This is a genomic window from Pseudomonas laurylsulfativorans (assembly GCF_002906155.1).
GTDB lineage: Bacteria > Pseudomonadota > Gammaproteobacteria > Pseudomonadales > Pseudomonadaceae > Aquipseudomonas > Aquipseudomonas laurylsulfativorans.
In genome coordinates, this window is the sequence record NZ_MUJK01000001.1 from 1029177 (window position 1) to 1055361 (window position 26185).

A 26185-nucleotide genomic window follows, 5' to 3' on the forward strand; every position below is an offset into this window, starting at 1 on the left:
ACCCGTGAGCTGTGATAAAAATAGCGCTCTTGCTTCCGGAGCCCATCATGGACCTCGCCACCCTCACCCTGTTTCTGCCGGCCTGCTTCGCCCTCAACATGGCACCCGGCCCCAACAACCTGCTGTCGGTCAGTAATTCGACCCGCTATGGCTACCGCACCGCGTGTGTGGCCGGCATCGGCCGGCTGCTGGCGTTCGCCGGGATGATTGCCCTGGCCTCGGCGGGGTTGGCGGTGGTACTGCAAACCTCCGAGCTGCTGTTCTATGCCATCAAGCTCCTCGGCGCGGCGTATCTGTTCTACCTCGCCTGGCAACTGTGGCGCGCCGATCCTGGCGTCGAAAACGTGGTCAGCAGCACGCCCGTCGGGACGCTGGCACTGGCCCGACAGGAGTTCCTGGTGGCAGCCGGCAACCCGAAGGCCATCCTGATTTTCACCGCGTTCCTGCCACAATTCGTCGACTCGACCCATGCCATTGCACCGCAATTCGTGGTGTTGGGCGCGCTGTTTCTCGTGCTTGAATGGATCGCCATCGGCGCTTACGCCTACATGGGCCTGCACATGCGCCGCTGGTTCGCCAGGCCGTCGGGCAAGCGAATCTTCAACCGCTGCTGCGCCGGGTTGTTGTCGGCGGCGGCTTCGGTGTTGCTGATGGCGCGTCGAGCCTGAAGTAGATATTTTTCCCCTGTGGGAGCCAGCTTGCTCGCGATAGCTGTCTCACATTCAACATTGATGCTGCCTGATACACCGCCATCGCGAGCAGGCTCGCTCCCACATTGACCCGCAGTGTTCAAAGGAGCGGAATTCGCTGTCGATTTTCCGGTGGATGCCACCCATGACGCGATCTATGCTGCGCCCATGAACCTACATAAAACGCTGCTTCCGCCCCATGCCGAGCTGGTTCGCGCCATGCTCGAGCGAGACACCTCCTACGAGGGGGTGTTTTTCACGGCGGTCAAGACCACAGGCATTTTCTGCCGCCCCGGCTGCACCGCCCGCAGCCCGAAGCCTGCGAACGTCGAGTTCTTTGCCAACGCCGAACAATGCCTGGCGGCGGGCTACCGCAGCTGCCTGCGCTGCAAACCGCTGGACACCGCCGCCAGCGCGCCGGCCTGGGTGCAGACACTGTTCACGTTGGTAGACGCCGACCCGGAGCAGCGCTGGACCGACGCCCAGCTACTGGCCGAAGGCATCGAGCCGCTGAAACTGCGCCGCTGGTTCAAGCAGCACTTTGGCATGACCTTCCACGCCTGGCTGCGCGCCCGGCGCCTGGGCATGGCGTTGGGCGGAATCAAACAGGGCGACTCCATCGACGACGCTGCTTTCGATTCTGGCTACGAGTCCCTGAGCGGTTTCCGCGATGCTTTCCAGAAATCGTTTCACATCACCCCGGGCCGCGCCGCCAACAGCGAGCCCTTGCTGTTCACGCGCCTGACCACACCGCTGGGGCCGATGATTGCCATGGCTGAACGCCGTGGGCTGGTGTTGCTCGAGTTTCTCGATCAGGCATCGCTGAACCCGGAAGTTCAAGCGCTGCAAAACCGTTTCGGTTATGCCGTGGCACCGGGGCATAACTTGCATCTGCAACAGATCGAAGCGCAGTTGTCCGCGTATTTCGCCGGCACCCTCACTGAGTTCAGCGTTGCCCTGCACATGCCCGGTAGCGAGTTCTCGCGCCGGGTCTGGGCCGAACTGGCGAAGATCCCTTACGGCCGGACCACCACCTACGGCGCGATTGCGGCGACGTTGGGCAAGCCCGGTGCCAGCCGCGCGGTGGGCCTGGCCAACGGGCATAACCGCTTATCGATTGTCGTGCCCTGCCACCGGGTGATCGGCGCCGACGGCTCGTTGACCGGCTACGCTGGAGGCCAGCCGCGCAAAGCGTTTCTGCTCAGGCTGGAGAACGCGGCGGTGCAGATCACGGAGCAGCTGGCGTTCTGATCCCCACTTTTTTTCAGAAGGACGGAAGCTCGATGGACAGGCTCGACAATCAACTGCACCAACTGCACCGCGAGGGTTTGCTGATCCTCACCAACGTCGCCGACGCCGCCGGGGCGCGCCTGGTGGAGCAACTGGGCAACAAGGCCGTGGCCACCAGCAGCGCGGCCGTGGCCTGGGTGCATGGCTACCCGGATGGCAACGCCTTGCCCCTTGAGCGATTGGTCTCGACGGTCGAGTCGATTGCCCGGGTCATTTCGGTGCCGCTGACCGTGGACATCGAGGCCGGTTATTCCGATGACCTGGACCGGGTGGCACAGGTGGTTGATGCGGTGATCGCCGCCGGTGCCGTCGGGATCAATATCGAGGACGGCTCCTCGCCGCCGGAGTTGCTGATCCGCAAGATTGAAACCGCGCGCCAGGTGGCCGACCGCCGTAACGTGAACCTGTTTATCAATGCACGCACCGATGTTTACCTGCGGGGCCTGGTGCCTGCCGAAGATCGCGTCGCCGAAACCCTCAGGCGCGCCGCGCTGTATCAGGCGGCCGGGGCCAATGGCCTGTTCGCAGCCGGCGTTACCGCCGAGTACGAGATCAAGGCGCTGTGCCACGGCACCTCGCTGCCGCTGAATGTGCTCGGGTTCCCGGGTCTGCCTTCGCCCGAAGCGCTTGAGGCACTTGGCGTGCGCCGCCTGACCGCTGGTTCGGGCATCGCCGAATTCCTCTACGGCGCCATGGCCGGCGTGGCCAAAAGCTTTCTGCAAACCGGCAAGCTCGACACCCACAACTTGAAGGCTTTCACCTATGGCGAAGTGAACGCCCTGTTGAAACCGTCCGGGAAAGCCTGAGCCCATGACCGACGGCTATCGGGCGGCCACTGAATTCCTGGCCGCCATCGATGACGACTGGCGCCGCCACATAGACGCCACCGGTCCGTGCCTGCACCAGCCGCATGCGGCCCGTGACCCGTATGAGTCGCTGGTGCGGGCGATCGCCTATCAGCAACTGCACGCCAAGGCCGGCGATGCGATCGTCGGCCGGCTGCTGGCGCTGTTCGGTTCGGGTTCGTTTCCCAGGCCTGAACAGATCGTCGCCACAGATTTCGACAGGTTGCGCAGTTGCGGGTTTTCCGCGAGCAAGATCGCGACCATTCAGGGTATCGCCCAGGCATCACTGGACGGCGTGGTGCCGGATTACGCCACGGCGCTGGCCATGGATGATGAAGCGCTGATCGAGCGTCTGATCACGTTACGCGGCGTGGGCCGCTGGACCGTGGAGATGCTGCTGATCTACAGCCTGGAGCGCCCGGACATCCTGCCGGCCGATGACTTTGGTGTGCGCGAGGGTTATCGACGGCTCAAGGGGCTGGAAGTGCAGCCGACGCGCAAGCAGATGATCGAGATCGGGTTGCGGTGGAGCCCTTACCGGACGGTGGCTTCCTGGTATTTGTGGCGGGTGCCCAACAAATAGACCGCATTATCGTTCATCGCTGCGATGCGGCGACCCGACAAGCCAGCGATGGCGTCTTACCAACAACACAAACCCAAGGCCTGCTACAACCCCGACTTCAACCGACTGAAGGCCCGAACCAACGCCCGGTTGAACGCCTTGCCATTGTCATTCTTGCTGTACAGCGAAGCCTTGACCGCGGCCGGCGGATACGTCCCCGGATCATTGCGAATCACCGGGTCGATCAAACCATCCGCCGCCGTGATCGCATTGGCGTAATGGATGGTATCGGTGATCGGCGCGATCACTTCCGGGGTCATCAGGTAGTCCATCAATGCCAGGCCGGCCTTCGGGTGTGGCGCATCCTTGGGAATGACCATGGCATCGAACCAGATCAACGTACCCTCCTTCGGAATCCGGTATTTCAGCGAATACGGCTTGCCTGCTGCCTCGGCCTGGCCTGCCGCGATGCCCACGTTACCGTTCCACGACATCGCCACGCAGGTGTTGCCGTTGGCCAGGTCGCTGATGTTCAGGTCGTTGTCAAAGTAGCGAATGTACGGCCGGATCTTTGCCAGTTGCTGCTCGGCCAGTTTCAGGTCATCGAGGCTTTGGCGGTTGATGTCCAGGCCCATGTATTTCATGACCGCTGCGAACACTTCGTTGGGATCGTTGAGCAGGCTGACCCCGCAATCGGCGAATTTCGAGACCACGGCCGGATCGAACAACATCGCCCAACTGTCAGTCGGCGCGTCGGGCAGGCGCTGCTTGACGGCTTCCTCCTGATAACCCACGCCCGTAGTGCCCCAGGCGTAGATCCCGGCATAACGATTGCCCGGATCGAACACCGCCATGTGCTGGCGAAACTCCTCGCCGACCCCGGCAAAGTGCGGCAGCTGTTGTTTGTCCACCGTCTGCACCGCGCCACTCTCGATGGCGCGCGACAGGTGCTGCCCTGCCGTCAGTACCAGGTCGTAGCCACTGCGACCGGTGAGCAGCTTGGTCTCGACGGTTTCCAGGGAATCGAAGTGGTCGGCCACCACATGGATGCCGGTTTTTTCCTCGAAGTTCTTTAGGGTATCCGGGGCCAGGTATTCGCCCCAGATGTACAGGTTGACCACCGGCTTGGCGGTATCGGCGGCCTGCACACACAGGGGTGCAAGCACCAGCAGTATTGCTTGAGTCAGTTTGTGCAGGCCCATACTTAAACTCCTTTGCCGGCGTACTGAGGCATGGTGATGCACGCGACGTTGCCGCCGCCGAGAAGGATTTCCCGGGAGTTTTCGATGCCGACGATGCTGTGTTTCGGGAACAGCTCGGCCAGGGTCGCCAGCGCCACCTTGTCGTTGCGATCACCGAACAGCGGCACCACGATCGAGCTGTTGCCGGCGTAGTAGTTGATGTACGACGCACAGATTTTCGTCCCGGCCTGGCGGGTATGGGTGCTGTCCTGCTGATCCAGGCCTTCGGCTTCTTCGGCGGTCCATTCCAGCACATCCGGTTGCGGCAGCTTGTGCACGATCAACTCGCGGCCACGGCTGTCGCGCGTGCTGCGCAGGATGTCGTAGGCCTCCTGATAGATTTCCCACTGCGGGTCGTCGCGGTTGTCGGTCCATTGCAGCACCACTTCACCGGGGCGCACGAAGCACGCGAGGTCGTCGACGTGGCCGTCGGTTTCGTCAAACTTGCAGCCCCGTGGCAGCCAGATCACCTGCTCGGCGCCGAGGTAATCGGTCAGGCGGCGGGTCACTTCGTCCTTGCCCAAATGCTGGTTGCGGTTGCGGTTGAGCAGGCATTGCTCGGTGGTGAGGATGCTGCCCTGGCCGTCGCTCTGGATGCCGCCCAGTTCTGCGATCAACGGCGCGCGATAGCGGTCGAAACGTTCGATTTCGAGAATCTTGCTCGCGATCTGGTCGTCCTTGTCCCACGGGTAGTACAGGCCGCCATCGAGACCGCCATAGGCATTGAATTCAAAGTCGACGCCGCGCACTTCGCCGCTCTGATCGTTGACCACAAAACACGGGCCGCTGTCGCGGAACCAGGTGTCGTTGCAGGTCATTTCCACCACGCGCACTTGCGGCGGCAACTGCCGGCGCGCGGTGGCGAACTGTGCCGCCGAGGCGCAGACGGTGACCGGTTCGCTCATGGAAATGGCCGTTACGATCTGCACCCAGACTTTCTGCGCAGGCTTGGCACCGTTGCGCCAGACGTCAGTGCGTTCCGGCCAGCCGAGCCAGCAACCGGATTTGGTTTCGAACTCGCCTGGCAGACGGAAACCGTCCTGTTTGGGAGTGGTGTCGAGCAAACGGGCCATGGTCAAACCTCTTCAGCAGGGATTGGAATGACCACAGGCTAAAGGCGTTGGCGACTGGCCCGCCAACGATGATTATTTCGGAATACTTGAATCTAACTCATCAATCGAGCAGCTGATCGTTGAACCATTCCAGCATCTGCGCCACCGCCGGACGCTCCAGCCGCACCCGTTCGCACACCAGCGCGTATTGGCCCAGTGCGGTCATGCTCGAGGTAAACGGGCGGACCAGGCGACCGCTGAGCAAATCTTCCTGAGCCGTGAGGTTGTCGCCCATGGCCACGCCCTGCCCTTGGGCAGCGGCCTCCAGTGCCAGCCCGGCGTGGGCGAAATACAGCTGCCGGTCGGGACGCTGGTCGCCGGCATGGCTGGTGAGCCACGCGGTCCAGGTCTTGCCGTCCTGGTCGTCGTGCAGCAGGCAATGGCGAACCAGGTCCTTCGGGGTTTTCAGCGTGCCCTGGTTGAATAAGCCAGGACTGCACACCGGGAAGAACTGCAACGCCGGCAGAGGCCTGACGAAATACGCCGTGCTGTCCACCGGGCCGGTGCCGTAGGTGATCGCCAGGTCGATGTCTTCCCCCGGCGCCGTGGCGTCGATCGGTTGTTCGTACAGATGCAAGGTGATGTGCGGATAGCGCGCATAGAAATCCGTGAGCCGGCTCATCAGCCACTTTTGCGCCAGCTCGGCGGTGACCGCCAGACGCAATACCGCAAGGGATGAAGGGTCGCGCAGTTCATCGCAGGCATCGCCGATCAATTCGAACGCCTGCTGCAAGCTCTGCATCAGGCGCCCGGCCGCCAGGGTCGGGCGAATCTGCCGACCTTCACGCACAAACAGCGACACACCGAGCTGCTCTTCGAGTTGGCGAATCTGGTGGCTGACCGCGCTGTCGGTGACACACAGCTCTGCCGCCGCCCGGCCGAAATGGGCATGGCGGGCGGCGCATTCGAAGGTTCGCAGGGCCGCCAGGGAAGGTAGTCGTCGCATTGGGTTTTGATCCCGGTTTTTTAGAGGGCCATGCTGACTTGGCCTTTGGCGGGCGTCCAGTGGGACCGCGTTATCGTTCATCGCAGCCAGCTCCCACAGGGGACCGTGGTGAACACAGTCTTATGTTCGACCACAAATCCTGTGGGAGCGAGCTTGCTCGCGATGGGGTCAGTCCATTCACCACCCATCCAACGGGCTATCACGCTGACTGATCAACGATGACACGCCTCAAAACCCGGCGCATGTTGAACGCTCAACCGGAGGGATTCGCCATGCTCAACACACTCAAACAGATCAACTCGACCTCGGCTTTCAACCGCTGGGCCGGCTTCGAAGTGACCCACGCCGACAGCGGCGAAGCCGAACTCACCCTGGCTTTTCGCGAAGCCGACATGGCGCAATACGCCGGCTTCCTGCATGCCGGCCTGATTGGCGCGATGCTCGATACCGCCTGCGGTTTTGCCGCCGGGACGGTCGCTGGCAACGTGTTGGCCTCGCACTTCGCGGTCAATTGCCTTGCGCCTGCGGTGGGCGAAGTGTTCATCGCCCGGGGGCGCGTGGTGAAGGCCGGCAAGAAGCAGGTATTCGCCCGCGCCGAGTTGTTCGCGCAAACCGGCGATCAACTGAAACTGGTGGCTACCGGCGACGCGATTCTGGTGCCTGTCCAATAGCGGCGACGGTCTAGGCTGTCCCGGGTACGTCCAAGACAGCCGGAGGCTCTCATGCAACTCGAAGGTTCCTGCCATTGTGGCGCGGTGTCGTTCAGCCTGACCTGCGCCCACCCCTACCCTTACCAGCGTTGCTACTGTTCGATCTGTCGCAAGACCCAGGGTGGCGGCGGCTATGCGATCAACCTCGGGGGCGATGCCGCCAGCCTCAAGGTACGCGGGCGCAAGCACATCGCGATCTATCATGCGCGACTCAAGGAAGAAGGTGACAAGCGCGCCCACAGCAGCACCGCCGAGCGGCATTTCTGCTCGGTATGTGGCTCGGGCCTGTGGCTGTTCAGCCCCGAATGGCCGGAGTTGGTTCACCCCTTCGCCTCGGCCATCGACACGCCGCTGCCGGTACCACCGGAGCACACGCACCTGATGCTCGGCTCGAAAGCGCCGTGGGTAGAGGTCGAGGTGCAGCCCGGGGATCAGCGGTTCGATCTGTACCCCGAAGAGTCCATCGCCCAGTGGCATGAGCGGCTCGGATTAAGGCGCTGAGAATAATTTTCATTATTTTTCGCACAACGGTTCCCCTTTGCGTTTTTCGTTCGGTTAACCCCTCAGAAGCACTTCAACTACCGATCGATTCGATGCAAAGGGATCCCCATGTCGCACCAGCTTGTCGCCCGTTTCCGTTTTGCCTTGTGCCCTCTGGCGCTGGCCCTGCCTGCCGCCCTGCTGAGCCTCGCCGCCCACGCCGCTGAAACCGATGCCGAAAAGAAACCGGTCAAGGACGACGGCGTACTGCAACTGGGCGCAACGACCATTTCAGGCCAGGCACTGGGCGCCACCACCGAAGGCACCCACTCGTACACCACGGGTTCCACCTCTTCGGCCACTGGCCTGCCCCTGTCGATCCGCGAAACGCCGCAATCGGTGACCGTCATCACCCGTCAGCAAATGGACGACCGCGGTGCGCAGAGCGTCGGCGACGCGCTACGCAACACCCCCGGCATTTCCACGCAGAAGTACGACAGTGACCGCACCGAGTTTTCCGCCCGCGGTTTTGCCATCACCAACTTCCAGTACGACGGCATCAACATCCCGTATGACGGTGTTTACGGTGAAAACCCTGCCAACGGCGACGATGCGTCTAGCCTGGACCGCATCGAGATCGTCAAGGGGGCGACCGGCCTGATGACCGGTTCGGGCGACCCGTCCGCTACCGTTAACCTGATCCGCAAGAAGCCGACCAAGGACTTCAAGGCGTCGATCAGCGGCACCGTCGGTTCGTGGGACGCGTATCGCAGCGTCGGCGATATTTCCGGTTCGCTGAATGATTCCGGCAGCGTGCGTGGCCGCTTCGTCGGCGCCTATTCCGACAAGAACTCCTACCAGGATCATTACAGCCAGAAAAAAGACTTGTTCTACGGCATCCTCGAAGCCGACCTGACACCCGACACCCTGCTGACGTTCGGCGCCGACAAATCAAGCGCCACCCCGCGAGGCTCGTCCTGGACCGGCAACCCGGTGTACTTCTCGGACGGCGGCCGTACCGACTTCCCGCGTCACTTCAACCCGGGTGCCGACTGGAGCCGACGAGACTTCGACGACATCACCTACTTCGCCTCCCTGGAGCAGGCCCTGGCCAACGACTGGAAGTTCAAGGCCACGGTCGACCAGAAAACCACCGATCACGACACTCGCCTGGCCTCGGCCAGCGGCGGCAATCCGGACCGCGCCACCGGTGAAGGCATGTTCCTGTACTGGGGGCGTTGGGAAGGTCATCGCGTACAAAACACCGCTGACGTGAACGTCACCGGTCCCTTCTCACTGGGTGGCCGCGAGCACGAACTGGTGGCCGGTTTCATGGCTTCACACTCGCGCCAGACCGGCGCGACCTTCGACACCAGTGCCTTCGCAATGGTCCCGGGGAGCATCTACGACTGGAACGGTGATCTGCCAGAACAGAACTTCCCGAAAAACGGCAAGTACGAACGCACCCAAAGCCAGAATGGCATCTACCTGGCCACGCGCCTGCATGCGACCGACGACCTGTCGATCATCCTTGGCAGCCGCTTGAGCACCTACAAGTACAACGAAGACTATTCGTACTATCCGGGTGCCGGCCTCGATGACACCCATGCCAGCTACAAGGAACATGGCGTGGTCACGCCGTATGCCGGTGTGGTTTATGACCTGGACGACACCTACTCGGCCTACGCCAGTTACACCAGCATCTACCAGCCGCAAACCTACAAGGACATCAACGGTTCGACCCTGGCACCGGTCGAAGGCGACAGCTACGAAGCCGGCCTGAAAGCCGCTTACTTCGACGGGCGACTGAACGCCAGCCTGGCGTTCTTCCGCATCGAGCAAGACAACCTCGCCGAATCGATCGGCACCGACGCGGTCACCAACGAAGGTATCTACAAAGCCATCGACGGCGCGACCACCAAAGGGGTGGAACTGGAACTGGCCGGAGAGTTGGCCGATGGCTGGAACCTGTCGGCCGGCTACACCTACGCCCGCACACGTGATGCCGACGAACAGCGCGTCTATGGCTTCCCGCTGTCCACCAGCAAACCGGAACACGTCGTCCGTACGTTCACCACCTACCGCCTGCCCGGCGCACTGGATAAAGTGACCATCGGTGGCGGCATCAGCTGGCAGAGCGCGTTCTACGGCAAGATCTACAGCCCGACCGTGGGCGACTACACCCGCATCAAGCAAGGCGGCTACACCCTCGTCGATCTGATGAGCCGCTACCAGTTCAACGAGAACCTGAGCTTCACCGTCAACGCCAACAACGTCTTCGACAAACGCTACCTCACGGGCCTGGGCAACTTCGAAACCACCTATTACGGCGAACCACGCAACGTGATGCTGACCACTACCTGGGATTTCTAACGCTGAACGCCTGACAAAAAACCGGCCAACTGGCCGGTTTCTTTGCAGATAACCCTGTAGGAGCGCGCCCGCTCGCGATGGTCGTCAACGATAACGCGTTCTGTCTGAATGCACGCGTCGCGCTTGAGTTCTTCGCGAGCAGGCTCGCTCGCACAAAGGTTATGCAGCGGCGGGTACACCGCTGTGGAAGCGAAATTCCACATCCGGGGATTCGATCAGTTCCTGCTCGGCGGCGCGGACCTTGTCGATCACCTGAGCGATGTCTTTGGCGTCGCCGTACTGATAGGCCAGCTTCAGGTACCCCTGGAAATGCCGGGCCTCGCTCTTGAGCAAGCCGAAATAGAACTTGCCCAGCTCTTCGTCCAGATGTGGCACCAGCGCTTCGAAACGCTCGCAACTGCGGGCCTCGATGAACGCCCCCACCACCAACGTATCCACCAGTTTCACCGGCTCGTGACTGCGCACCACCTTGCGCAACCCCGAGGCATAACGCCCCGCAGACAGCTGGCGCAATTCGATCTTGCGGCGTTTCATCAGGCGCATGACCTGTTCGTGGTGCACCAGTTCTTCCCGGGCCAGGCGCGACATCATGTTGATCAGATCGACGTGAGAGTGATACTTGGCGATCAGGCTCAACGCGGTGCTGGCGGCCTTGAATTCGCAGTTCTTGTGGTCGATCAGCAGGGTTTCCTGATCGGCCAGCGCGGCCTGGATCCAGCCGTCGGGGGTGCGGCAGCCAAGGAACTCGTGAATTTCGGGAAGGATCATGGGGCTCACGGAAAAATAGGTTCAAAACGAAGGGCGCCGATTATACCGGCCTGCCCGCAGACCACCAGTCGCCAACCGTTGATATGCATCAAGTCCCCGATTCGCAGGCAGCAACTATAGTTGTGCAACGCCGTGCCTTTTTATTTTCAGGAGATCCCGATCATGCAAGCCGTACGCAGCATTCTGGTGGTCATCGACCCCGAACACTCCGAAAGCCTGGCGCTCAAACGGGCGAAGCTGATCGCCGGTGTGACCCAGGCACAGTTGCATTTGCTGGTGTGCGATCCGAAACATGATCACAGTGGCATGTTGGGTGTGCTCAAGGCCGCTTTACTGCAAGACGGTTACAACGTCACCACTGAGCAGGCCTGGAATCAGAGCCTGCATCAAACCATCATCGATGTGCAGCAAGCCGAAGGCTGCGGACTGGTGATCAAGCAGCACTTTCCCGACAGCGCGCTGAAAAAGGCCCTGCTGACACCCGAGGACTGGAAATTGCTACGCCAATGCCCTTCCCCGGTACTGCTGGTGAAAACCGCCGGCTCATGGAAAGACAAAGTGATCCTGGCCGCCGTAGACGTCGGCAACACCGACCCCGAACACAGCCACCTGCACGACACCATCATTGATCATGGCTTTGACATCGCCACCCTGGCCAAGGCGCACTTGCACGTGATCAGCGCCCACCCGTCGCCGATGCTGTCGTCGGCCGACCCGACCTTTCAACTCAGCGAAACCATCCAGGCGCGCTACCGCGAGCAATGCAAGTCGTTCCAGGCTGAGTTCGACATCGACGATGATCACCTGCACATCGAGGAAGGCCCGGCGGATGTGCTGATTCCGTTCATGGTGCACAAGCTGCAGGCGGCCGTGACGGTCATCGGCACCGTGGCGCGTAGCGGATTGTCCGGGACCTTGATCGGCAATACGGCCGAAGTGGTGCTCGATGCGGTTGAAAGTGACGTATTGGTGCTCAAGCCGCAGGAGATCGAGGATCATCTTGACGAGATTGCCGGCAAGCATTGAGGCCGGCGGCGCCCGGAAGATCGCCATCGCCGGCAAGCCGGCTCCTACGCAATGACACGAGCTATTGTAGGAGCCGGCTTGCCGGCGATGCTCTTAGCCGCCAAAAACATCCTTGAGGAACCCCGGCGCAATGTAGCGCTGGTAATGCGCCTCGGAGAGCAGGAAAAATTCCCGATCAATGGCATCGCGCAATTCCGGCAGGTTCCAGTCGCGAAACTCCGGCAGCAACACCATCCCGTAGGCTTCCAGGTTATTGATCACCCGCGCGCCCCGGGCGATCAACTGGTAGGCCCAGCAATATTCCGACTGATGGGGCACGAAGCGGATCTTGCGCTGCTCCAGCTGCATTCGCAGCAATGCCGGATCGAAAATTTCCACCTTGGCGGCCATCACCTGGGACAGCAACTGCTCAAGACGCAGCCATACCGCGCGCTTTTCTTCCTCGTTGTAACCGTTCCAGTGGATCACTTCGTGGTGGAAACGCTTGCAGCCACGGCACACCAGGTCACCGTAAACAGTGGAGCAAAGGCCGACGCACGGCGTCTTGATGGTCTGATTGGGCATAGGTAGGCAAACGCGAAAAAGCAAAACAGGCCGGCATGTTAGCCCTTTGTCCGATATTCATCACCCCTCAAAGTCAAAGGGTTAAGGTCAATGGCACCCTGCTGGCCGCCTCCACCAAAGTCCAATAAAACCTGACTTACCTTTAATATTTTTTTGCCGTAGAATCAGCCTGCCTTTTTAGGCGCCAATGTCCGTTAGAAGCTGTTTTCAAAGCGTCACGAGCACAGTCGTTCCTTCAGAGCGGTGTTGGCGAGGGGTTTTTCCAGCGGGGAAAAGCCCAACGCCAACCCTCATCAGCTCCCGTTCTGCAGGCGTAAAACTTTGAAAGCAGCTTCTGTAAGGAATTGCCGGTAATTCTGGCTAAGTGGCTCACAACGCCATGCAGCGCATGAGTACGGCAATTTCGGGATGAGCGTCCCGGACACCCATTTGGGACCACTGATGAGGGTAATAACTGTGCTTGAAGCCTACCGCAAACATATCGAAGAGCGCGCAGCACTGGGTATCGTTCCCCAGCCGCTAAACGCCGAACAAACTGCAGGCCTGGTCGAGCTGCTGAAAAATCCCCCGGCTGGCGAAGAAGCATTCCTCGTTGACCTGATCACCAATCGCGTTCCGCCTGGCGTGGACGAAGCAGCCTATGTAAAGGCCGGCTTCCTGTCCGCCATCGCCAAAGGCGAAGCCAAATCCCCCCTGATCGACAAGAAGCGCGCTGTTGAACTGCTCGGCACCATGCAGGGCGGCTACAACATCGTGACTCTGGTAAACCTGCTGGACGACGCCGAACTGGCGCCAGTAGCTGCCGAAGAACTCAAGCACACCCTGCTGATGTTCGATGCTTTCCACGACGTCGCTGAAAAAGCCAAGAACGGTAATGTTCACGCCAAGGGCGTGATGCAATCCTGGGCTGACGGCGAGTGGTTCGTGAAGCGCCCGACCCTGGCCGACAAGATCAGCCTGCGCGTATTCAAGGTCACCGGCGAAACCAACACCGACGACCTGTCCCCTGCGCCTGATGCCTGGTCCCGTCCGGACATCCCGCTGCACGCCCTGGCCATGCTGAAAATGGCTCGCGACGGCATCGTGCCTGACGCACAAGGTGTCACCGGGCCGATGAAGCAGATCGAAGAAATGCGCAACGCCGGCTTCCCGATCGCCTACGTCGGCGACGTGGTCGGTACCGGTTCTTCGCGTAAATCGGCAACCAACTCCGTACTGTGGTTCTTCGGCGACGACGTTCCTTACGTGCCGAACAAGCGTGCTGGCGGTTTCTGCTTCGGCAGCAAAATCGCTCCGATCTTCTACAACACCATGGAAGACGCCGGCGCACTGCCAATCGAATTCGACGTTTCCAACATGCACATGGGCGACGTGATCGACCTGTACCCGCATGCTGGCAAAGTCTGCAAGCACGGCACCGACGAAGTCCTGACCACCTTCGAAATGAAGACCCCGGTCCTGTTGGACGAAGTCCGTGCTGGCGGCCGTATCCCGCTGATCATCGGCCGTGGCCTGACCGAGAAGGCTCGCGCCGAGCTGGGTCTGCCACCTTCGACTCTGTTCAAGAAGCCTGAAGCACCCGCTGAAAGCACCAAGGGTTTCACCCTGGCGCAGAAAATGGTCGGCAAGGCTTGCGGCGTGACCGGCGTTCGCCCGGGCACCTACTGCGAACCGAAGATGACCACCGTGGGTTCCCAGGACACCACGGGTCCTATGACCCGTGACGAACTGAAAGACCTGGCGTGCCTGGGCTTCTCGACCGATCTGGTCATGCAGTCCTTCTGCCACACCGCGGCTTATCCAAAGCCGATCGACGTGACCACCCACCACACCCTGCCTGACTTCATCATGACCCGCGGCGGCGTTTCCCTGCGTCCGGGCGACGGCATCATCCACTCGTGGCTGAACCGCATGCTGCTGCCAGACACCGTCGGTACCGGTGGTGACTCCCACACCCGCTTCCCGATCGGCATCTCGTTCCCGGCCGGTTCCGGCCTGGTCGCGTTCGCCGCTGCCACCGGCGTCATGCCGCTGGACATGCCTGAGTCGATCCTGGTTCGCTTCAAAGGCGAACTGCAGCCAGGCGTCACCCTGCGTGACCTGGTTCACGCCATTCCTTACTACGCGATCCAGGCTGGCCTGTTGACCGTAGAGAAGAAAGGCAAGAAGAACGCCTTCTCCGGTCGCATCCTGGAGATCGAAGGTCTGCCTAAGCTGACCGTAGAGCAAGCGTTCGAACTGTCTGACGCCTCGGCTGAACGTTCGGCTGCCGGTTGCACCATCCAGTTGTCCAAAGAGTCGATCGCTGAATACCTGCAGTCCAACATCACCCTGCTGCGCTGGATGATCGGCGAAGGCTACGGCGATGCACGTACTCTGGAACGTCGCGCTCAAGCGATGGAAGCCTGGCTGGCCAACCCTGAGCTGCTGGAAGCGGACAAAGACGCTGAATACGCCGAAGTCATCGAGATCGACCTGGCCGACATCAAGGAGCCTGTGCTCTGCGCGCCGAACGACCCGGACGACGCTCGCCTGCTCTCCAGCGTTGCTGGCGAGAAGATCGACGAAGTGTTCATCGGTTCGTGCATGACCAACATCGGTCACTTCCGCGCTGCCGGCAAACTGCTGGAACAGGTCAAGGGTCAGCTGCCAACCCGTCTGTGGCTGTCGCCGCCGACCAAGATGGACGCTCACCAGCTGACCGAAGAAGGCTACTACGGCATCTACGGCAAGGCCGGCGCGCGCATGGAAATGCCGGGCTGCTCGCTGTGCATGGGTAACCAGGCACGCGTAGAGCCGAACTCGACTGTTGTGTCGACTTCGACCCGTAACTTCCCGAACCGTCTGGGTGACGGCGCGAACGTCTACCTGGCTTCGGCTGAGCTGGCGTCCGTGGCTTCCATCCTGGGTCGCCTGCCGACCGTCGAGGAGTACATGGAATATGCTGGCAAGATCGACAGCATGGCGGCCGATGTCTACCGCTACCTGTCCTTCGACCAGATCGCCGAGTTCCGTGAAGCTGCTGCGAACGCCAATATCCCGGTCGTTCAAGCCTAACGTTGCAACGCAATGAAAAACGCCGCCCATCGTGAGATGAGCGGCGTTTTTTTATGCCTTCTGCCTCAGCCCCTGTGGGAGCGAGCTTGCTCGCTCCCACAGGTTATGCACCCGCCTTCAGGGCCTGCTGCACCGCCCCATCCACGCTCAATCCGCTCAGCACCACGCCGTTAGCCTCCACTTCTGGCAACGCTGCCAACGCCGTTTGTGCACTGTCCTTGAGACGCGCCAGAATCAGGCGCTTGTCTTCCTGATGCACCCGTACGAAAAACGCCTGCAAGGCTTCGATGCTGGTGCCATCCAGGTCAGGAGATTCCTCCAGGCTGAGAATCACCGTATGAATCGGCGTTTGTGAGTGCCGAATCAAGCGCAAGGCAGCGCCGAGAATCCGTTCGACGTTGGCAAAGAACAACGCTTCATCCGGCCGTACAATCAGCACGCCAGGCACGGCTTGCGCCGTCGGATGGCGCTGCAGGTCAACAAAATCGTGACCACCATCAATGCGCCCCAGAATCTGGATATCCGCCGCCGACATTTGCTTGAGCATCAGCAACACACTGATCGCCACCGCCACCAGCAAGCCGTCCAGCACCCCCAGCAGCAGCACCGCGCCGACGGCACAGATCACCAGCAAGCGGTCTCGGCGCCAGATGAAATACCGCCCCAGCGGCAGCAGGCTCAAGCCGCGCCCCAAGGCATGGATGACGATGGCGGCGAGGATCGGTTCCGGGGTCAGGGCGATGTAAGGCAGCACTGTAAGGACAATGACCAGCACCACCAGCGCCGCCACGATACCGGCCAGGCGTGAAGTGGCACCCGCCGCCTCATTCGCCGACGTGGCCGAATAGCCCGCTCCCGCCGGCATGCCGTGGAACAGGCCGGACAGCAGGTTGGAGGCGCCGAGGGCCAGCAGATCGCGGTTCGAGGTAACGCGATCACCGTGCTTGAGCGCATAGGCACTGATCGAGCCATAAGACTCCGCGTACAGAATCATCACCATGGCGAACGCCAACTCACCCAGACGCAGCCAGTCGGTAAACGGCAATACCGGCAACTTCGGCACCTCCAGGCTCAGGTCGATCACGCCGATCAGCTTCACGCCATAGGCCGGCAGATCCAGCCACTGCCCCGCCGCAATACCGATCACCACCACCAACAAACCACCTGGCAGGCGCCGAAACCGCGCAAACAGCCATAACAAGGCCAACGCCACGGTGCCTACGCCTGCCGCCACCCAGTTCCATTGCGGCAGTTGTTCCAGCAATTGCGGCAGGAAGCGCACCAGGTTGACATCGGTCAAATGCACGCCGACCACACTGGCAACCTGTTTGAGGATGATGGTCAGCGCCAGGCCAAAGGCAAAACCGCGCAGCACCGGTTTGGCGATGAACGACGTCACGCTGCCGAGCTTGAACAGACCCGCCAGCAAGAAAAACGCCCCGGTCACCAAGACCAGGCCGATGGCCAGGGTCGAGCGAAGCCCGGGATCGCCATTGGCCAGGGTGGCGGTCGCGGCGGCCAGCACGGCGGCGGAGGATGAAGTGGCCGAGACAATCGCAAAGCGGCTGGTGCCGAACAGGCCATAACACAACAAGCCGGCGAACAAGGCGATCAACCCGGCCTGGGGCGCCAGTGCGGCGATGCTGGAGTAGGCGACCGCTTCGGGCAGCAGCAGGCCGGCAATCGACAAACCGGCCAACAGGTCCTGCCAGCGATTGGGTTGCTCGGTGGGATCAGCGTTTGGGGCGCTCGACAATCCGGTGTCTCCAGGCGAAAAAAAGCCGCTGCACGTATCACGTGCAGCGGCCACTGTAGCTGTCAATCCGGCACTGCGCGAGCAGGCCGGTCGATCACGCGGTCAAGGAGTAGATCAACGCGGTAATCGCCACCAGCCCCACCGCCGTCACGAAGACGTTGGACGCCTGACCGCGATAGCGCGCCATCGCCGGTACCTTGCGGATGGCGTACATCGGCATCAAGAACAGGATCGCCGCGATCACCGGGCCACCGAGGGTTTCGATCATGCCGAGAATGCTCGGGTTCAGCGTGGCGACGATCCAGCACACCACCAGCATGAACGCGGCGGTCATGCGGTCCAGGGTCTTGGCCGAAGGACGCTTGCCGCTCTTGACGATCAAGCCCTTGAGGCCTTCGCTGGCGCCGATGTAGTGCCCCAGGAACGACTTGGAAATGGCCACGAAGGCAATCAACGGCGCCGCAAAGGCGATGGTCGGATTGCTGAAGTGGTTGGCCAGGTAGGACAGGATCGACAGGTTCTGCGCCTTGGCTTCAGCCAATTGCGCTGGCGACAGGGTCAGCACGCAACTGAAGACGAAGAACAGCACCATCACCACCATCAGCAGGTGGGCGCGGGACAGGATCTGCGAGCTGCGCTCCTCGGCGTGCTCACCGTAGCGACGCTTCTGGTCCACGGCGAACGCCGAGATGATCGGCGAATGGTTGAACGAGAACACCATCACCGGAATCGCCAGCCACAGGGTGTGCAACAACGCCGAGGGGGCCGGCACGCTGCTGGCGGTGGTAAGGATGCCGCCGTTCCAGTGGGGAACCAGGTACACCGCCAGGAACAGCAGCGCGACGATGAACGGATAGACCATCAGGCTCATGGCCTTGACGATCAATTGTTCGCCGCAACGCACCACCGCCAGCAGGCCGAGGATCAGCACCAGCGACAGCACGGCGCGCGGTGGCGGCGTAATGTGCAGTTGATGCTCGAGGAAACTGCCCACGGTGTTGGTCAGCGCCACGCTGTAGATCAGCAGGATCGGGAAAATGGCGAAGAAGTACAGCAAGGTGATCAGCGCGCCGGCCTTGATGCCGAAATGCTCTTCCACCACTTCAGTGATGTCGGCACCTTCGCGACCGGACAGTACAAAACGGGTCAGCCCGCGGTGTGCGTAGAACGTCATCGGAAACGCCAGCAACGCCAGGATCAGCAGCGGCCAGAAACCGCCCAGGCCTGCGTTGATTGGCAAAAACAGGGTTCCGGCACCAATCGCCGTGCCAAACAGGCCCAGCATCCAGGTGGTGTCTTGGCGATTCCAGCTCGAAAGCGTCGCTGGTGTCACATCTACATAGCGTTTGTTGACGCTATTGGCCTGATCATTCATCCGGTGGGATCTCCACATTCCGGTCACTTGCCACCCGGTCAGAACGCGTCGGAATACCCGACAGGCAGCGCCCTGACCGAAACAGGGGCGCGATTCTGGAGGATTAGTGAACAGAAGCAAAGACTTAGGTGAGGAACGGTGGTACCAGGTTGACGATAAAATCACCTGTAGGAGCTGGCTTGCCAGCGAAGGCGTCCGAAAAATCGGCGCATGGCTCAAGACCGCCTTCGCCGGCAAGCCGGCTCCTACAAGGGAATGCGGAGATTTCGGCACTGGCACTTGATCGCCAAAGAGCAGCTCGCACTTGATAAAGGTCTACCATCATGTATTTTTAACCCACCTGCATCCCTCCTGGAGTCTTCCCATGCCATTGGTTCGCGTCGACATCAAAAAACATCAGGACCCCACCCACGCCAAGCGCATCGGCCAACTGATCTACGCCGCCATGCACAGCACCATCGGTGTGCCGGAGAACGATAACTTCCAGATCCTGACCGAACACGATGAGCAGCACTTCATCTTTGATCCCGGTTATCTGGGCATCAACCGCACGGACCAACTGGTGGTGATCCAGATCACCATGAGCGAAGGGCGCACCATCGAGCAGAAAAAGCTCCTCTACAAAACCATCGCCGAAAGCCTTAACGCAGAGCTGGCCGTGCGCCTGGAGGACGTTTTCATCAATCTGGTGGAAGTAAAAAAAGAAAACTGGTCGTTCGGCAACGGTATTGCCCAATACGCCCTCTGATGTTCAACCTGCAGACCCGAGAGTGACCCATGCCCCGAGTTTCCCGCAAACAAGCCGACCTCAACCGCGAGACCATCGTCGACGCCGCCACGCGGCTGTTTCGTGAACGCGGCCTGCACGGGATCAGTGTTGTCGATGTGATGGCCGCCGCGGGCCTGACCCACGGCGGTTTCTACGGGCATTTCGAATCCAGGGAGGCCCTGGCGCAGGAAGCCAGTGGCCGGGCCTTTGAACAGGCCGCGCAACGCTGGCAAGCGCGGGTGGCCGAGCATGACAGCAAGGACGCCGCCCATCGCGCCGTGGTCGAACCGTACCTGTCCCGCGAGAGCCGGGACAACCCGGGCGACAGCTGCCCGGTGGTGGCCTTCGCCGGGGACATGTGCCACGAAGCCGCCGACAGTGGTTTGCGTCAAACGTACCTGCACGGCCTGAACAACCTGCTCGACTCCCTGGGTACGCTGCTGGACACAGAGGATGCGGCCAGTAAACGGCAGCAGGTGCTGGTGCAGTATTCGTTGATGTTCGGCGCCTTGATGCTGTCCCGGGCTACCCGCGGCGATCCGTTGTCGGACGAGATTCTCGAAGCCGCGCGCGCCACTCTCATGCCCGGCGATATAAAAGGTTCTTCACGCAATCCCGGGAAACTGTAGGAGCCAGCTTGCTGGCGATGGACTCAAGTACGCCGCGTTTATCCAGTTCATACGCGTCATCTTTAACGACCATCGCTGCGATGCGGCGACCCGACAAGCCAGCTCCTACAAGGGACCATGCCCATGCTGAGGCTCCTACACTGACCGAAGCTGGCGGTTGCCAAGCTATCCTTAAATCAGCAATCTCAAATGACGTCCGAGCCGATTTTTCGATGCCCACAGGGAGCCAAGCATGCCTGTAACCGTTCTGGTACTGGTTGAAACCATCAATGATTACCTGCCTATCCTCGAGCATCAGGGCTTCCACCTGATTCTGGCCCCGACGCCCGCCGAGCGCGCCGAAGCCATCACCCGCCACGCCGGACAGATCGACGCGGTCCTTACCCGTGGCCCATTGGGGCTGTATGCCGATGAAATCGCCGCGCTGCCCAACCTCAAGATCATCTGCGTGATCGGCGCCGGCTATGAACACGTCGATCTGCAGGCCGCCGCCAACCGGGGCATCACCGTCACCAATGGCGCCGGGGTCAACGCCTCGTCTGTCGCCGACCATGCCATGGCGCTGCTGCTGTCGCTGGTGCGTGACGTACCCCGCTGTGATGCCGCCGTACGACGCGGCGAGTGGCCGAAGATCATGCGCCCTTCCCTCGCTGGCAAACGCCTGGGCATCCTCGGCCTCGGCGCGGTCGGCATGGCCATTGCCAAACGTGCCGGCGGCGGTTTCGACATGAGCATCAGCTACCACAACCGCCAGCATCGCAGCGACGTGCCCTACACGTTCTGCTCGACCCCGACCGAACTGGCGCGCGCCTCGGACTTCCTGATCGTCGCCACGCCCGGCGGCCTGGGCACCAAGCACCTGATCAATCGCCAGGTGCTCGACGCGTTGGGTCCCCAGGGGTTTATCGTCAACATCGCCCGGGCCAGCGTGATCGCCACCGCTGACCTGATCACCGCCCTGGAGCAACGCCGGATCGCCGGTGCGGCACTGGATGTGTTCGATCACGAACCGCAAGTGCCGAATGCGCTCAAGACCCTGAGCAACGTGATCCTCACCCCCCATGTCGCCGGACTGTCCCCGGAAGCCACCCAGGGCACCGTCGAACTGGTGGGCAAGAACCTCGTGGCGTTTTTCTCCAAGCAACCGGTGCTGACGCCAATCGACTTGCCGCCCACCATGAGCCAGGTCGCCCAGTGACAGCGATTCAAACACCTGTATCAAAAACAATGATTGACCGGCAACACGCTCACCTATAAGAGCCGTTCGCGGTTGTGGGTGCGCCCTGTGCGCATTAGATTAGCCAATAGTTTCAGGCCTCCAGAATAAGCAGAAGGGATAAGCATGGCGCTTAATGACCAGTCCACCCGTATCCGCACCGGCGAAGAGCTCGATGCCAGCCTGATCGATCCGTACCTCAAGGCCCATATTCCGGGGCTCAGCGGCTTGCCTCGGATCAGCCAGTTTCCGGGCGGCGCTTCCAACCTCACCTACTTGCTGGAATACCCTGAACAGGAATTCGTCCTGCGTCGCCCGCCGTTCGGCCACAAGGCCAAATCCGCCCATGACATGGGCCGTGAATTCCGCATCCTCAATCAACTGCGCGATGGTTTTCCGTATTGCCCGAAAGCCTACGTGCACTGCACCGACGAGTCGGTGATCGGTGCCGAGTTCTACGTCATGGAACGGGTCAACGGCATCATCCTGCGCTCGGACCTGCCACCGGAGCTGGGCCTGGATTCGACGAAAACCGAAGCCCTGTGCAAGAGCTTCATCGACAAGTTCGTGGAACTGCATCGCGTCGACTACAACGCCTACGGCCTGGGTGACCTGGGCAAACCCGAAGGCTACGTGGCGCGGCAAATCAAAGGCTGGAGCGATCGCTACGAAAAAGCCCTGACCCCCGATGCGCCGCAATGGGAAACGGTGAAAGCCTGGCTCAACGACAAGATGCCGGCCGATCATCCGACCTCCAGCATCGTGCACAACGACTACCGCTTCGACAACGTCATCCTCGACCCGAACAATCCGATGCAGATCATCGGCGTGCTCGACTGGGAGCTGACCACCCTCGGCGACCCGTTGATGGACCTGGGCAACACCCTCGCCTACTGGATCGAAGCCGATGATCCGGCGCCGGTGCAGATGATGCGCCGCCAGCCGAGCCACGCGCCGGGCATGTTGACCCGCCGCGAGTTCGTCGACTACTACGCCGAACGATCGGGCATCCGCATCGACAATTTCGACTTCTACTACACCTACGGCCTGTTCCGCCTGGCCGGCATCGTGCAGCAGATCTACTACCGCTTCTACCACGGCCAAACCCAGGACAAACGCTTCGCGCAGTTCATTCACATGAACAAGTTGCTGGAGCAAATGAGCTTGCAGGTCATCCAGAAATCCAGCCTGTGACCGTACGCGATCCCTGTAGGAGCGAGCCTGCTCGCGAAGGTCTTTAACGATAACGCACGTTCACTGACCCAACGCAGCAAGCCGCCCTCCTACCAAACAGCATCAGCGACACCCCGGCATTTGACTCGATAACAAGACTTTTTATAAAGGAATCCCATGTCCAAGACTCAGTTGTTCGACCTCGACGGCAAGATCGCTTTCGTCTCCGGCGCCAGCCGTGGCATCGGTGAAGCCATCGCCAAACTGCTGGCCCAGCAAGGTGCCCATGTGATCGTCTCCAGCCGCAAACTCGACGGCTGCCAACACGTCGCCGACGCGATCATCGCCGCCGGCGGCAAAGCCACTGCCATCGCCTGCCACATCGGCGAAATGGAGCAGATCAGCCAGGTCTTCGCCGGCATCAAGGAACAGTTCGGCCGCCTCGACATCCTGGTCAACAACGCCGCGACCAACCCGCAGTTCTGCAACGTGCTGGACACCGACCTCAGCGCCTTCCAGAAAACCGTCGACGTGAACATCCGTGGTTACTTCTTCATGTCGGTCGAAGCCGGCAAGCTGATGCGCGAAAACGGCGGCGGCAGCATCATCAACGTCGCCTCGATCAACGGCGTTTCGCCGGGTATCTTCCAAGGCATCTACTCGGTCACCAAGGCGGCGGTGATCAATATGACCAAGGTGTTTGCCAAGGAGTGCGCGCAGTTTGGAATTCGTTGCAATGCCCTGCTGCCAGGCCTCACCGACACCAAATTCGCCTCGGCGCTGGTGAAAAACGAAGCCATTCTGAACACTGCTCTGCAGCAGATTCCGCTCAAGCGTGTGGCGGATCCTAGTGAAATGGCCGGCGCGGTGCTTTACCTCGCCAGCGATGCTTCCAGCTATACCACTGGGGTTTCGTTGAATGTCGATGGTGGTTTCTTGTCCTGATACGCTTTGCGAATGAAAGAAAGGCAGCCGATTGGCTAATGCCGATCAGTTAAGCCCTCTCGCTTGACCTTTGGCCGCAAAAAATCAAAATCCGATGCCTACACTGGCATCGGATTTTTTTATGCGTCTCGCTCCGGCACTGGAACTGACCCACAACATCGCCTCCACTCCCGACACCATCGAGGGATTGGATTCCTTACTCGACCCTTCTTTGGTCGAGCTGGCACTTGAGCAGGCAGGCGTAGCAACCCTGTCGACGGCGTTGTCTGGCGTACGCCCGATACACCGGAAAACCGTGCGCGTTACGACTCCGCCAGCAACCAGCATGGCGATACTGGTTTTCCTCAGGTGCGCATGGTTTGCCAAATGGAATTGACCAGTCACTTGCTGATCGGCGGCGCGTTTGACGGCTATCGCATCAACGAAATGAAACTGGCGGAGCAACTGATCGAAACCACACCGGATCACTCGCTGACGCTGTTTGATCGAGGCTTCTACTCCTTGGGTTTGCTGCACCAATGGCAGCAAGCAGGCACCGAGCGCCATTGGCTGATGCCACTGCGCAAAGGTGCGCAGTACGAAGTGATTCAGCGTTTGGGCCGTCAGGATGCAGTGGTCTCGTTAAGTACTTCGCCACAGGCCCGCAAACAATGGCCGGGGCTGCCGGAGCGCCTGACCGCGCGACTGCTGAGCAAAACCGTCAAGGGAAAGGTGTGTCAGATCCTGACCTCAATGGCCGACCCGCTGCGCTTCCCGTCCGACGAAATCGTTGATCTGTACAGTCAGCGATGGGAGGAGCACGTTTATCCTCGCGCTATCAGACTTAAATCGCCGAAGTGTCCGATCAAAAATAAAAATGCCAGTCAGCTTAACTGACTGGCATTAGCCGATTGGCTGCCTTTCTTTTTTTCATTTAGCCTTGTCGACTGCTCTCTATCTGATGCTCAAACTTTTCATATAGCTCGGCAACTCAGCTTTATTTGAGTAGGGATCTCTCCCCCAACCTTGTCCATCGCCACCAATTCAAATCGCCCGGTCCTGTTACTAGCACCCACAAGCCAGGAATGACTGGTTGTCACCTGCCCAAGTCGTGGAGTACAGCTGACATCACTGGGTAGAATTTCGCCACGATTGAAGTTCAACATCAATGGATAGCTGCCTATCGGGCTATTGGGTTTTGCCCTTAAGGAGATTGTCCGATGAACGCCTCTTTCTAACTCAACATCACCAGCGGGAGGCAAACTCCCGTCGACATAGAGTTCCGCCTCATCCGACAAGTTACTCGATATCAACTTGCTGATCGTCACGTTAATTGGCGTGGTCATGCCCTTGCCCGCCAACGCCAGTTGGAAGGTGCCGCTTTTGGTGTGCCCGGTCACTGCCCAGCTATAGGCAGTTGGCTCAGTGCCGAAGGCTGGTGTACTCACCACGTTGGCGACATCAAGGCCACTTTTAATGGCGCAGGTCAGCTTGACCGGCAGGCCGGCCATCGGGCTGCTTGATTTGGGGATCAATGAGACCGTTTGAGCCTTATCCCGAATAAACCAATTACCCCCGGCGGGCACGGCGACGCCGCCAATCTTCACATCGGCCTCATCCGCCAGGTTGTTCGACAACAACCTGCTGTCTGCCAAGGTAATCGGTGTGGTCATACCGTCGCCCGCCAACTTAAGTTCAAATCTGCCACTTCTGGTTTTCCCGGTTACCGTCCAGCTATAAGTTGTACCCCCCCTTCCAAAGGCCGGAAAACTCACCACGTCGTCTAGAAAGAGGCCGCCTTTGACAAAACAGGTCAACGTGACCGGAAGGCCCGCCAGCGGGCTACCTGATTTGGGAGTCAACGTCACCGTTTGCGCCTTGTCCCGGAAAAACCAATTACCCCCGGCAGACACGGCGACGCCGCCAATCTTTACGTCTGCCTCATCCGCCAGGTTGCTCGAGAGCAACTTGCTGACAGCCAAGGTAATCGGAGTGGTCATGCCCTTGCCCGCCAACGCAAGCTGGAAGGTGCCGCTTCTGGTTTTCCCGGTTACTACCCAGCTATACGTGGTTTGCTCACTGCCAAAGGCCGGTGCACTCACCACGTCGGAGATACCGAGGCCACTTTTGATTGCACAGGTCAGTGTGACCGGAAGACCGGCCAGTGGGCTGCCTGATTTGGGGACCAATGAGACCGTTTGAGCCTTATCCCGAATAAACCAATTGCCCCCGACAGGCACGGAGAAGCCGCCAACCCTCACGTCTGCCTCATCCGCCAGATTGCTCGAAATGACCAGGCTTCGGTGCTCCCACGATTCCACCACTTCCCGGCTAAAAAACACCAGGGTGATTCGACCGCTCTTGCCATTGCCCGGCGTAATCTTCCAAATGAACTTGCCATTAACGGGAGCCACCCAAGCGCCAAACCCAGGCGATGCCACGGGTTCCAAACCGCCAGTTTCAACCAGCCCCAGATTGAGTTCCCTGGCAATTTCCGGCGGAGCCTCCACTGTCACTTCGCTCTCCTGCCCGCGGAACAAAACGAGTTCCGTCCCCCATTCCACTTTTTGGCCGTTGATCAACAACGTGGCTTGTTCCCAAGGACTTGGTGCTGCGGTTGCAGTGTTTAATTCGATGGTCATGACGACGTTTCCTTTTCAGCGTTGGACATAAAAAACAG

General features: G+C 60.4%; 22 protein-coding genes and 1 pseudogene. 15 read left to right on the top strand and 8 right to left on the bottom strand.

Annotated elements, in window-relative coordinates:
- Window positions 1-47 precede the first annotated feature (47 nt).
- The 4 genes from B0D71_RS04525 to B0D71_RS04540 all read left to right on the top strand — a co-directional run bounded on the left by B0D71_RS04525 (window position 48) and on the right by B0D71_RS04540 (window position 3407).
- Window positions 48-668: a LysE family translocator gene (locus B0D71_RS04525; protein WP_103393668.1), complete on the top strand. Its 621-nt coding sequence runs from the start codon at window positions 48-50 to the stop codon at window positions 666-668.
- Between the two features lie 189 nt (window positions 669-857).
- Complete coding sequence (locus tag B0D71_RS04530) at window positions 858-1940, top strand: bifunctional transcriptional activator/DNA repair enzyme AdaA (protein WP_103394022.1); 1083 nt, start codon at window positions 858-860, stop codon at window positions 1938-1940.
- Between the two features lie 32 nt (window positions 1941-1972).
- Window positions 1973-2785, top strand: a complete 813-nt coding sequence (locus B0D71_RS04535; protein WP_103393669.1) for an isocitrate lyase/PEP mutase family protein — start codon at window positions 1973-1975, stop codon at window positions 2783-2785.
- A gap of 4 nt (window positions 2786-2789) precedes the next feature.
- Window positions 2790-3407 carry a DNA-3-methyladenine glycosylase family protein gene (locus B0D71_RS04540; protein ID WP_103393670.1) on the top strand — a complete coding sequence of 206 codons (618 nt, stop codon included), beginning with the start codon at window positions 2790-2792 and terminating at the stop codon, window positions 3405-3407.
- Between the two features lie 83 nt (window positions 3408-3490).
- Here the strand turns inward: B0D71_RS04540 and B0D71_RS04545 are convergent, their stop codons facing one another.
- The 3 genes from B0D71_RS04545 to B0D71_RS04555 form a co-directional block, all read right to left on the bottom strand.
- The gene (locus B0D71_RS04545; RefSeq protein ID WP_103393671.1) at window positions 3491-4588 is read right to left on the bottom strand and encodes an extracellular solute-binding protein; all 1098 of its coding nucleotides are present in this window, start codon (window positions 4586-4588) and stop codon (window positions 3491-3493) included.
- A gap of 2 nt (window positions 4589-4590) precedes the next feature.
- Window positions 4591-5700, bottom strand: a complete 1110-nt coding sequence (gene aguA, locus B0D71_RS04550) for an agmatine deiminase (RefSeq protein ID WP_103393672.1) — start codon at window positions 5698-5700, stop codon at window positions 4591-4593.
- 100 nt (window positions 5701-5800) lie between these two features.
- A complete protein-coding gene (locus B0D71_RS04555) occupies window positions 5801-6685 on the bottom strand; it encodes a LysR substrate-binding domain-containing protein (RefSeq protein ID WP_103393673.1) in 885 nt (294 codons plus the stop codon).
- Window positions 6686-6903: 218 nt separating this feature from the next.
- Between B0D71_RS04555 and B0D71_RS04560 the strand changes: the two genes are divergently transcribed.
- The 3 genes from B0D71_RS04560 to B0D71_RS04570 all read left to right on the top strand — a co-directional run bounded on the left by B0D71_RS04560 (window position 6904) and on the right by B0D71_RS04570 (window position 10248).
- Entirely contained in the window at window positions 6904-7356 is a 453-nt protein-coding gene (locus B0D71_RS04560) for a PaaI family thioesterase (RefSeq protein ID WP_240635666.1), read from the top strand.
- 51 nt (window positions 7357-7407) lie between these two features.
- Window positions 7408-7896 carry a GFA family protein gene (locus tag B0D71_RS04565; RefSeq protein ID WP_103393675.1) on the top strand — a complete coding sequence of 163 codons (489 nt, stop codon included), beginning with the start codon at window positions 7408-7410 and terminating at the stop codon, window positions 7894-7896.
- A gap of 108 nt (window positions 7897-8004) precedes the next feature.
- Complete coding sequence (locus B0D71_RS04570; RefSeq protein ID WP_103393676.1) at window positions 8005-10248, top strand: TonB-dependent siderophore receptor; 2244 nt, start codon at window positions 8005-8007, stop codon at window positions 10246-10248.
- 159 nt (window positions 10249-10407) lie between these two features.
- Here the strand turns inward: B0D71_RS04570 and B0D71_RS04575 are convergent, their stop codons facing one another.
- Entirely contained in the window at window positions 10408-11016 is a 609-nt protein-coding gene (locus B0D71_RS04575; RefSeq protein WP_007986374.1) for a MiaE family protein, read from the bottom strand.
- Window positions 11017-11178: 162 nt separating this feature from the next.
- On the opposite strand from B0D71_RS04575, the gene B0D71_RS04580 reads away from it, so the two are divergent.
- Window positions 11179-12042 carry a universal stress protein gene (locus B0D71_RS04580; RefSeq protein ID WP_103393677.1) on the top strand — a complete coding sequence of 288 codons (864 nt, stop codon included), beginning with the start codon at window positions 11179-11181 and terminating at the stop codon, window positions 12040-12042.
- Between the two features lie 93 nt (window positions 12043-12135).
- Here B0D71_RS04580 and B0D71_RS04585 read toward each other — a convergent pair whose 3' ends face one another.
- Window positions 12136-12606 carry a DUF1289 domain-containing protein gene (locus tag B0D71_RS04585; protein ID WP_103393678.1) on the bottom strand — a complete coding sequence of 157 codons (471 nt, stop codon included), beginning with the start codon at window positions 12604-12606 and terminating at the stop codon, window positions 12136-12138.
- Window positions 12607-13062: 456 nt separating this feature from the next.
- Between B0D71_RS04585 and acnB the strand changes: the two genes are divergently transcribed.
- Window positions 13063-15663 carry a bifunctional aconitate hydratase 2/2-methylisocitrate dehydratase gene (gene acnB, locus B0D71_RS04590; RefSeq protein ID WP_103393679.1) on the top strand — a complete coding sequence of 867 codons (2601 nt, stop codon included), beginning with the start codon at window positions 13063-13065 and terminating at the stop codon, window positions 15661-15663.
- 103 nt (window positions 15664-15766) lie between these two features.
- Here the strand turns inward: acnB and B0D71_RS04595 are convergent, their stop codons facing one another.
- Both B0D71_RS04595 and B0D71_RS04600 read right to left on the bottom strand, forming a co-directional pair.
- Entirely contained in the window at window positions 15767-17419 is a 1653-nt protein-coding gene (locus tag B0D71_RS04595; protein WP_103393680.1) for a SulP family inorganic anion transporter, read from the bottom strand.
- 94 nt (window positions 17420-17513) lie between these two features.
- Entirely contained in the window at window positions 17514-18794 is a 1281-nt protein-coding gene (locus B0D71_RS04600; RefSeq protein WP_103393681.1) for a serine/threonine transporter, read from the bottom strand.
- Window positions 18795-19158: 364 nt separating this feature from the next.
- On the opposite strand from B0D71_RS04600, the gene B0D71_RS04605 reads away from it, so the two are divergent.
- From B0D71_RS04605 to B0D71_RS04630, 6 genes and pseudogenes are all read left to right on the top strand, one after another.
- Window positions 19159-19542 carry a tautomerase family protein gene (locus B0D71_RS04605; protein ID WP_103393682.1) on the top strand — a complete coding sequence of 128 codons (384 nt, stop codon included), beginning with the start codon at window positions 19159-19161 and terminating at the stop codon, window positions 19540-19542.
- Window positions 19543-19571: 29 nt separating this feature from the next.
- Complete coding sequence (locus tag B0D71_RS04610) at window positions 19572-20192, top strand: TetR/AcrR family transcriptional regulator (protein WP_103393683.1); 621 nt, start codon at window positions 19572-19574, stop codon at window positions 20190-20192.
- A 232-nt stretch (window positions 20193-20424) separates the two neighbouring features.
- Window positions 20425-21390, top strand: coding sequence for a 2-hydroxyacid dehydrogenase (locus tag B0D71_RS04615; protein WP_103393684.1), 966 nt, complete (start codon window positions 20425-20427; stop codon window positions 21388-21390).
- Window positions 21391-21534: 144 nt separating this feature from the next.
- The gene (locus tag B0D71_RS04620; protein WP_103393685.1) at window positions 21535-22602 is read left to right on the top strand and encodes a phosphotransferase family protein; all 1068 of its coding nucleotides are present in this window, start codon (window positions 21535-21537) and stop codon (window positions 22600-22602) included.
- 156 nt (window positions 22603-22758) lie between these two features.
- Window positions 22759-23526, top strand: a complete 768-nt coding sequence (locus B0D71_RS04625) for an SDR family oxidoreductase (protein ID WP_103393686.1) — start codon at window positions 22759-22761, stop codon at window positions 23524-23526.
- 252 nt (window positions 23527-23778) lie between these two features.
- Window positions 23779-24321 (top strand): annotated as a pseudogene (locus B0D71_RS04630) (IS4 family transposase); the annotation flags it as partial.
- 158 nt (window positions 24322-24479) lie between these two features.
- Here the strand turns inward: B0D71_RS04630 and B0D71_RS04635 are convergent.
- Window positions 24480-26147 (bottom strand): hypothetical protein, encoded by a 1668-nt coding sequence (locus tag B0D71_RS04635; protein ID WP_205885963.1) that lies wholly within the window; start codon window positions 26145-26147, stop codon window positions 24480-24482.
- Window positions 26148-26185: the final 38 nt, after the last annotated feature.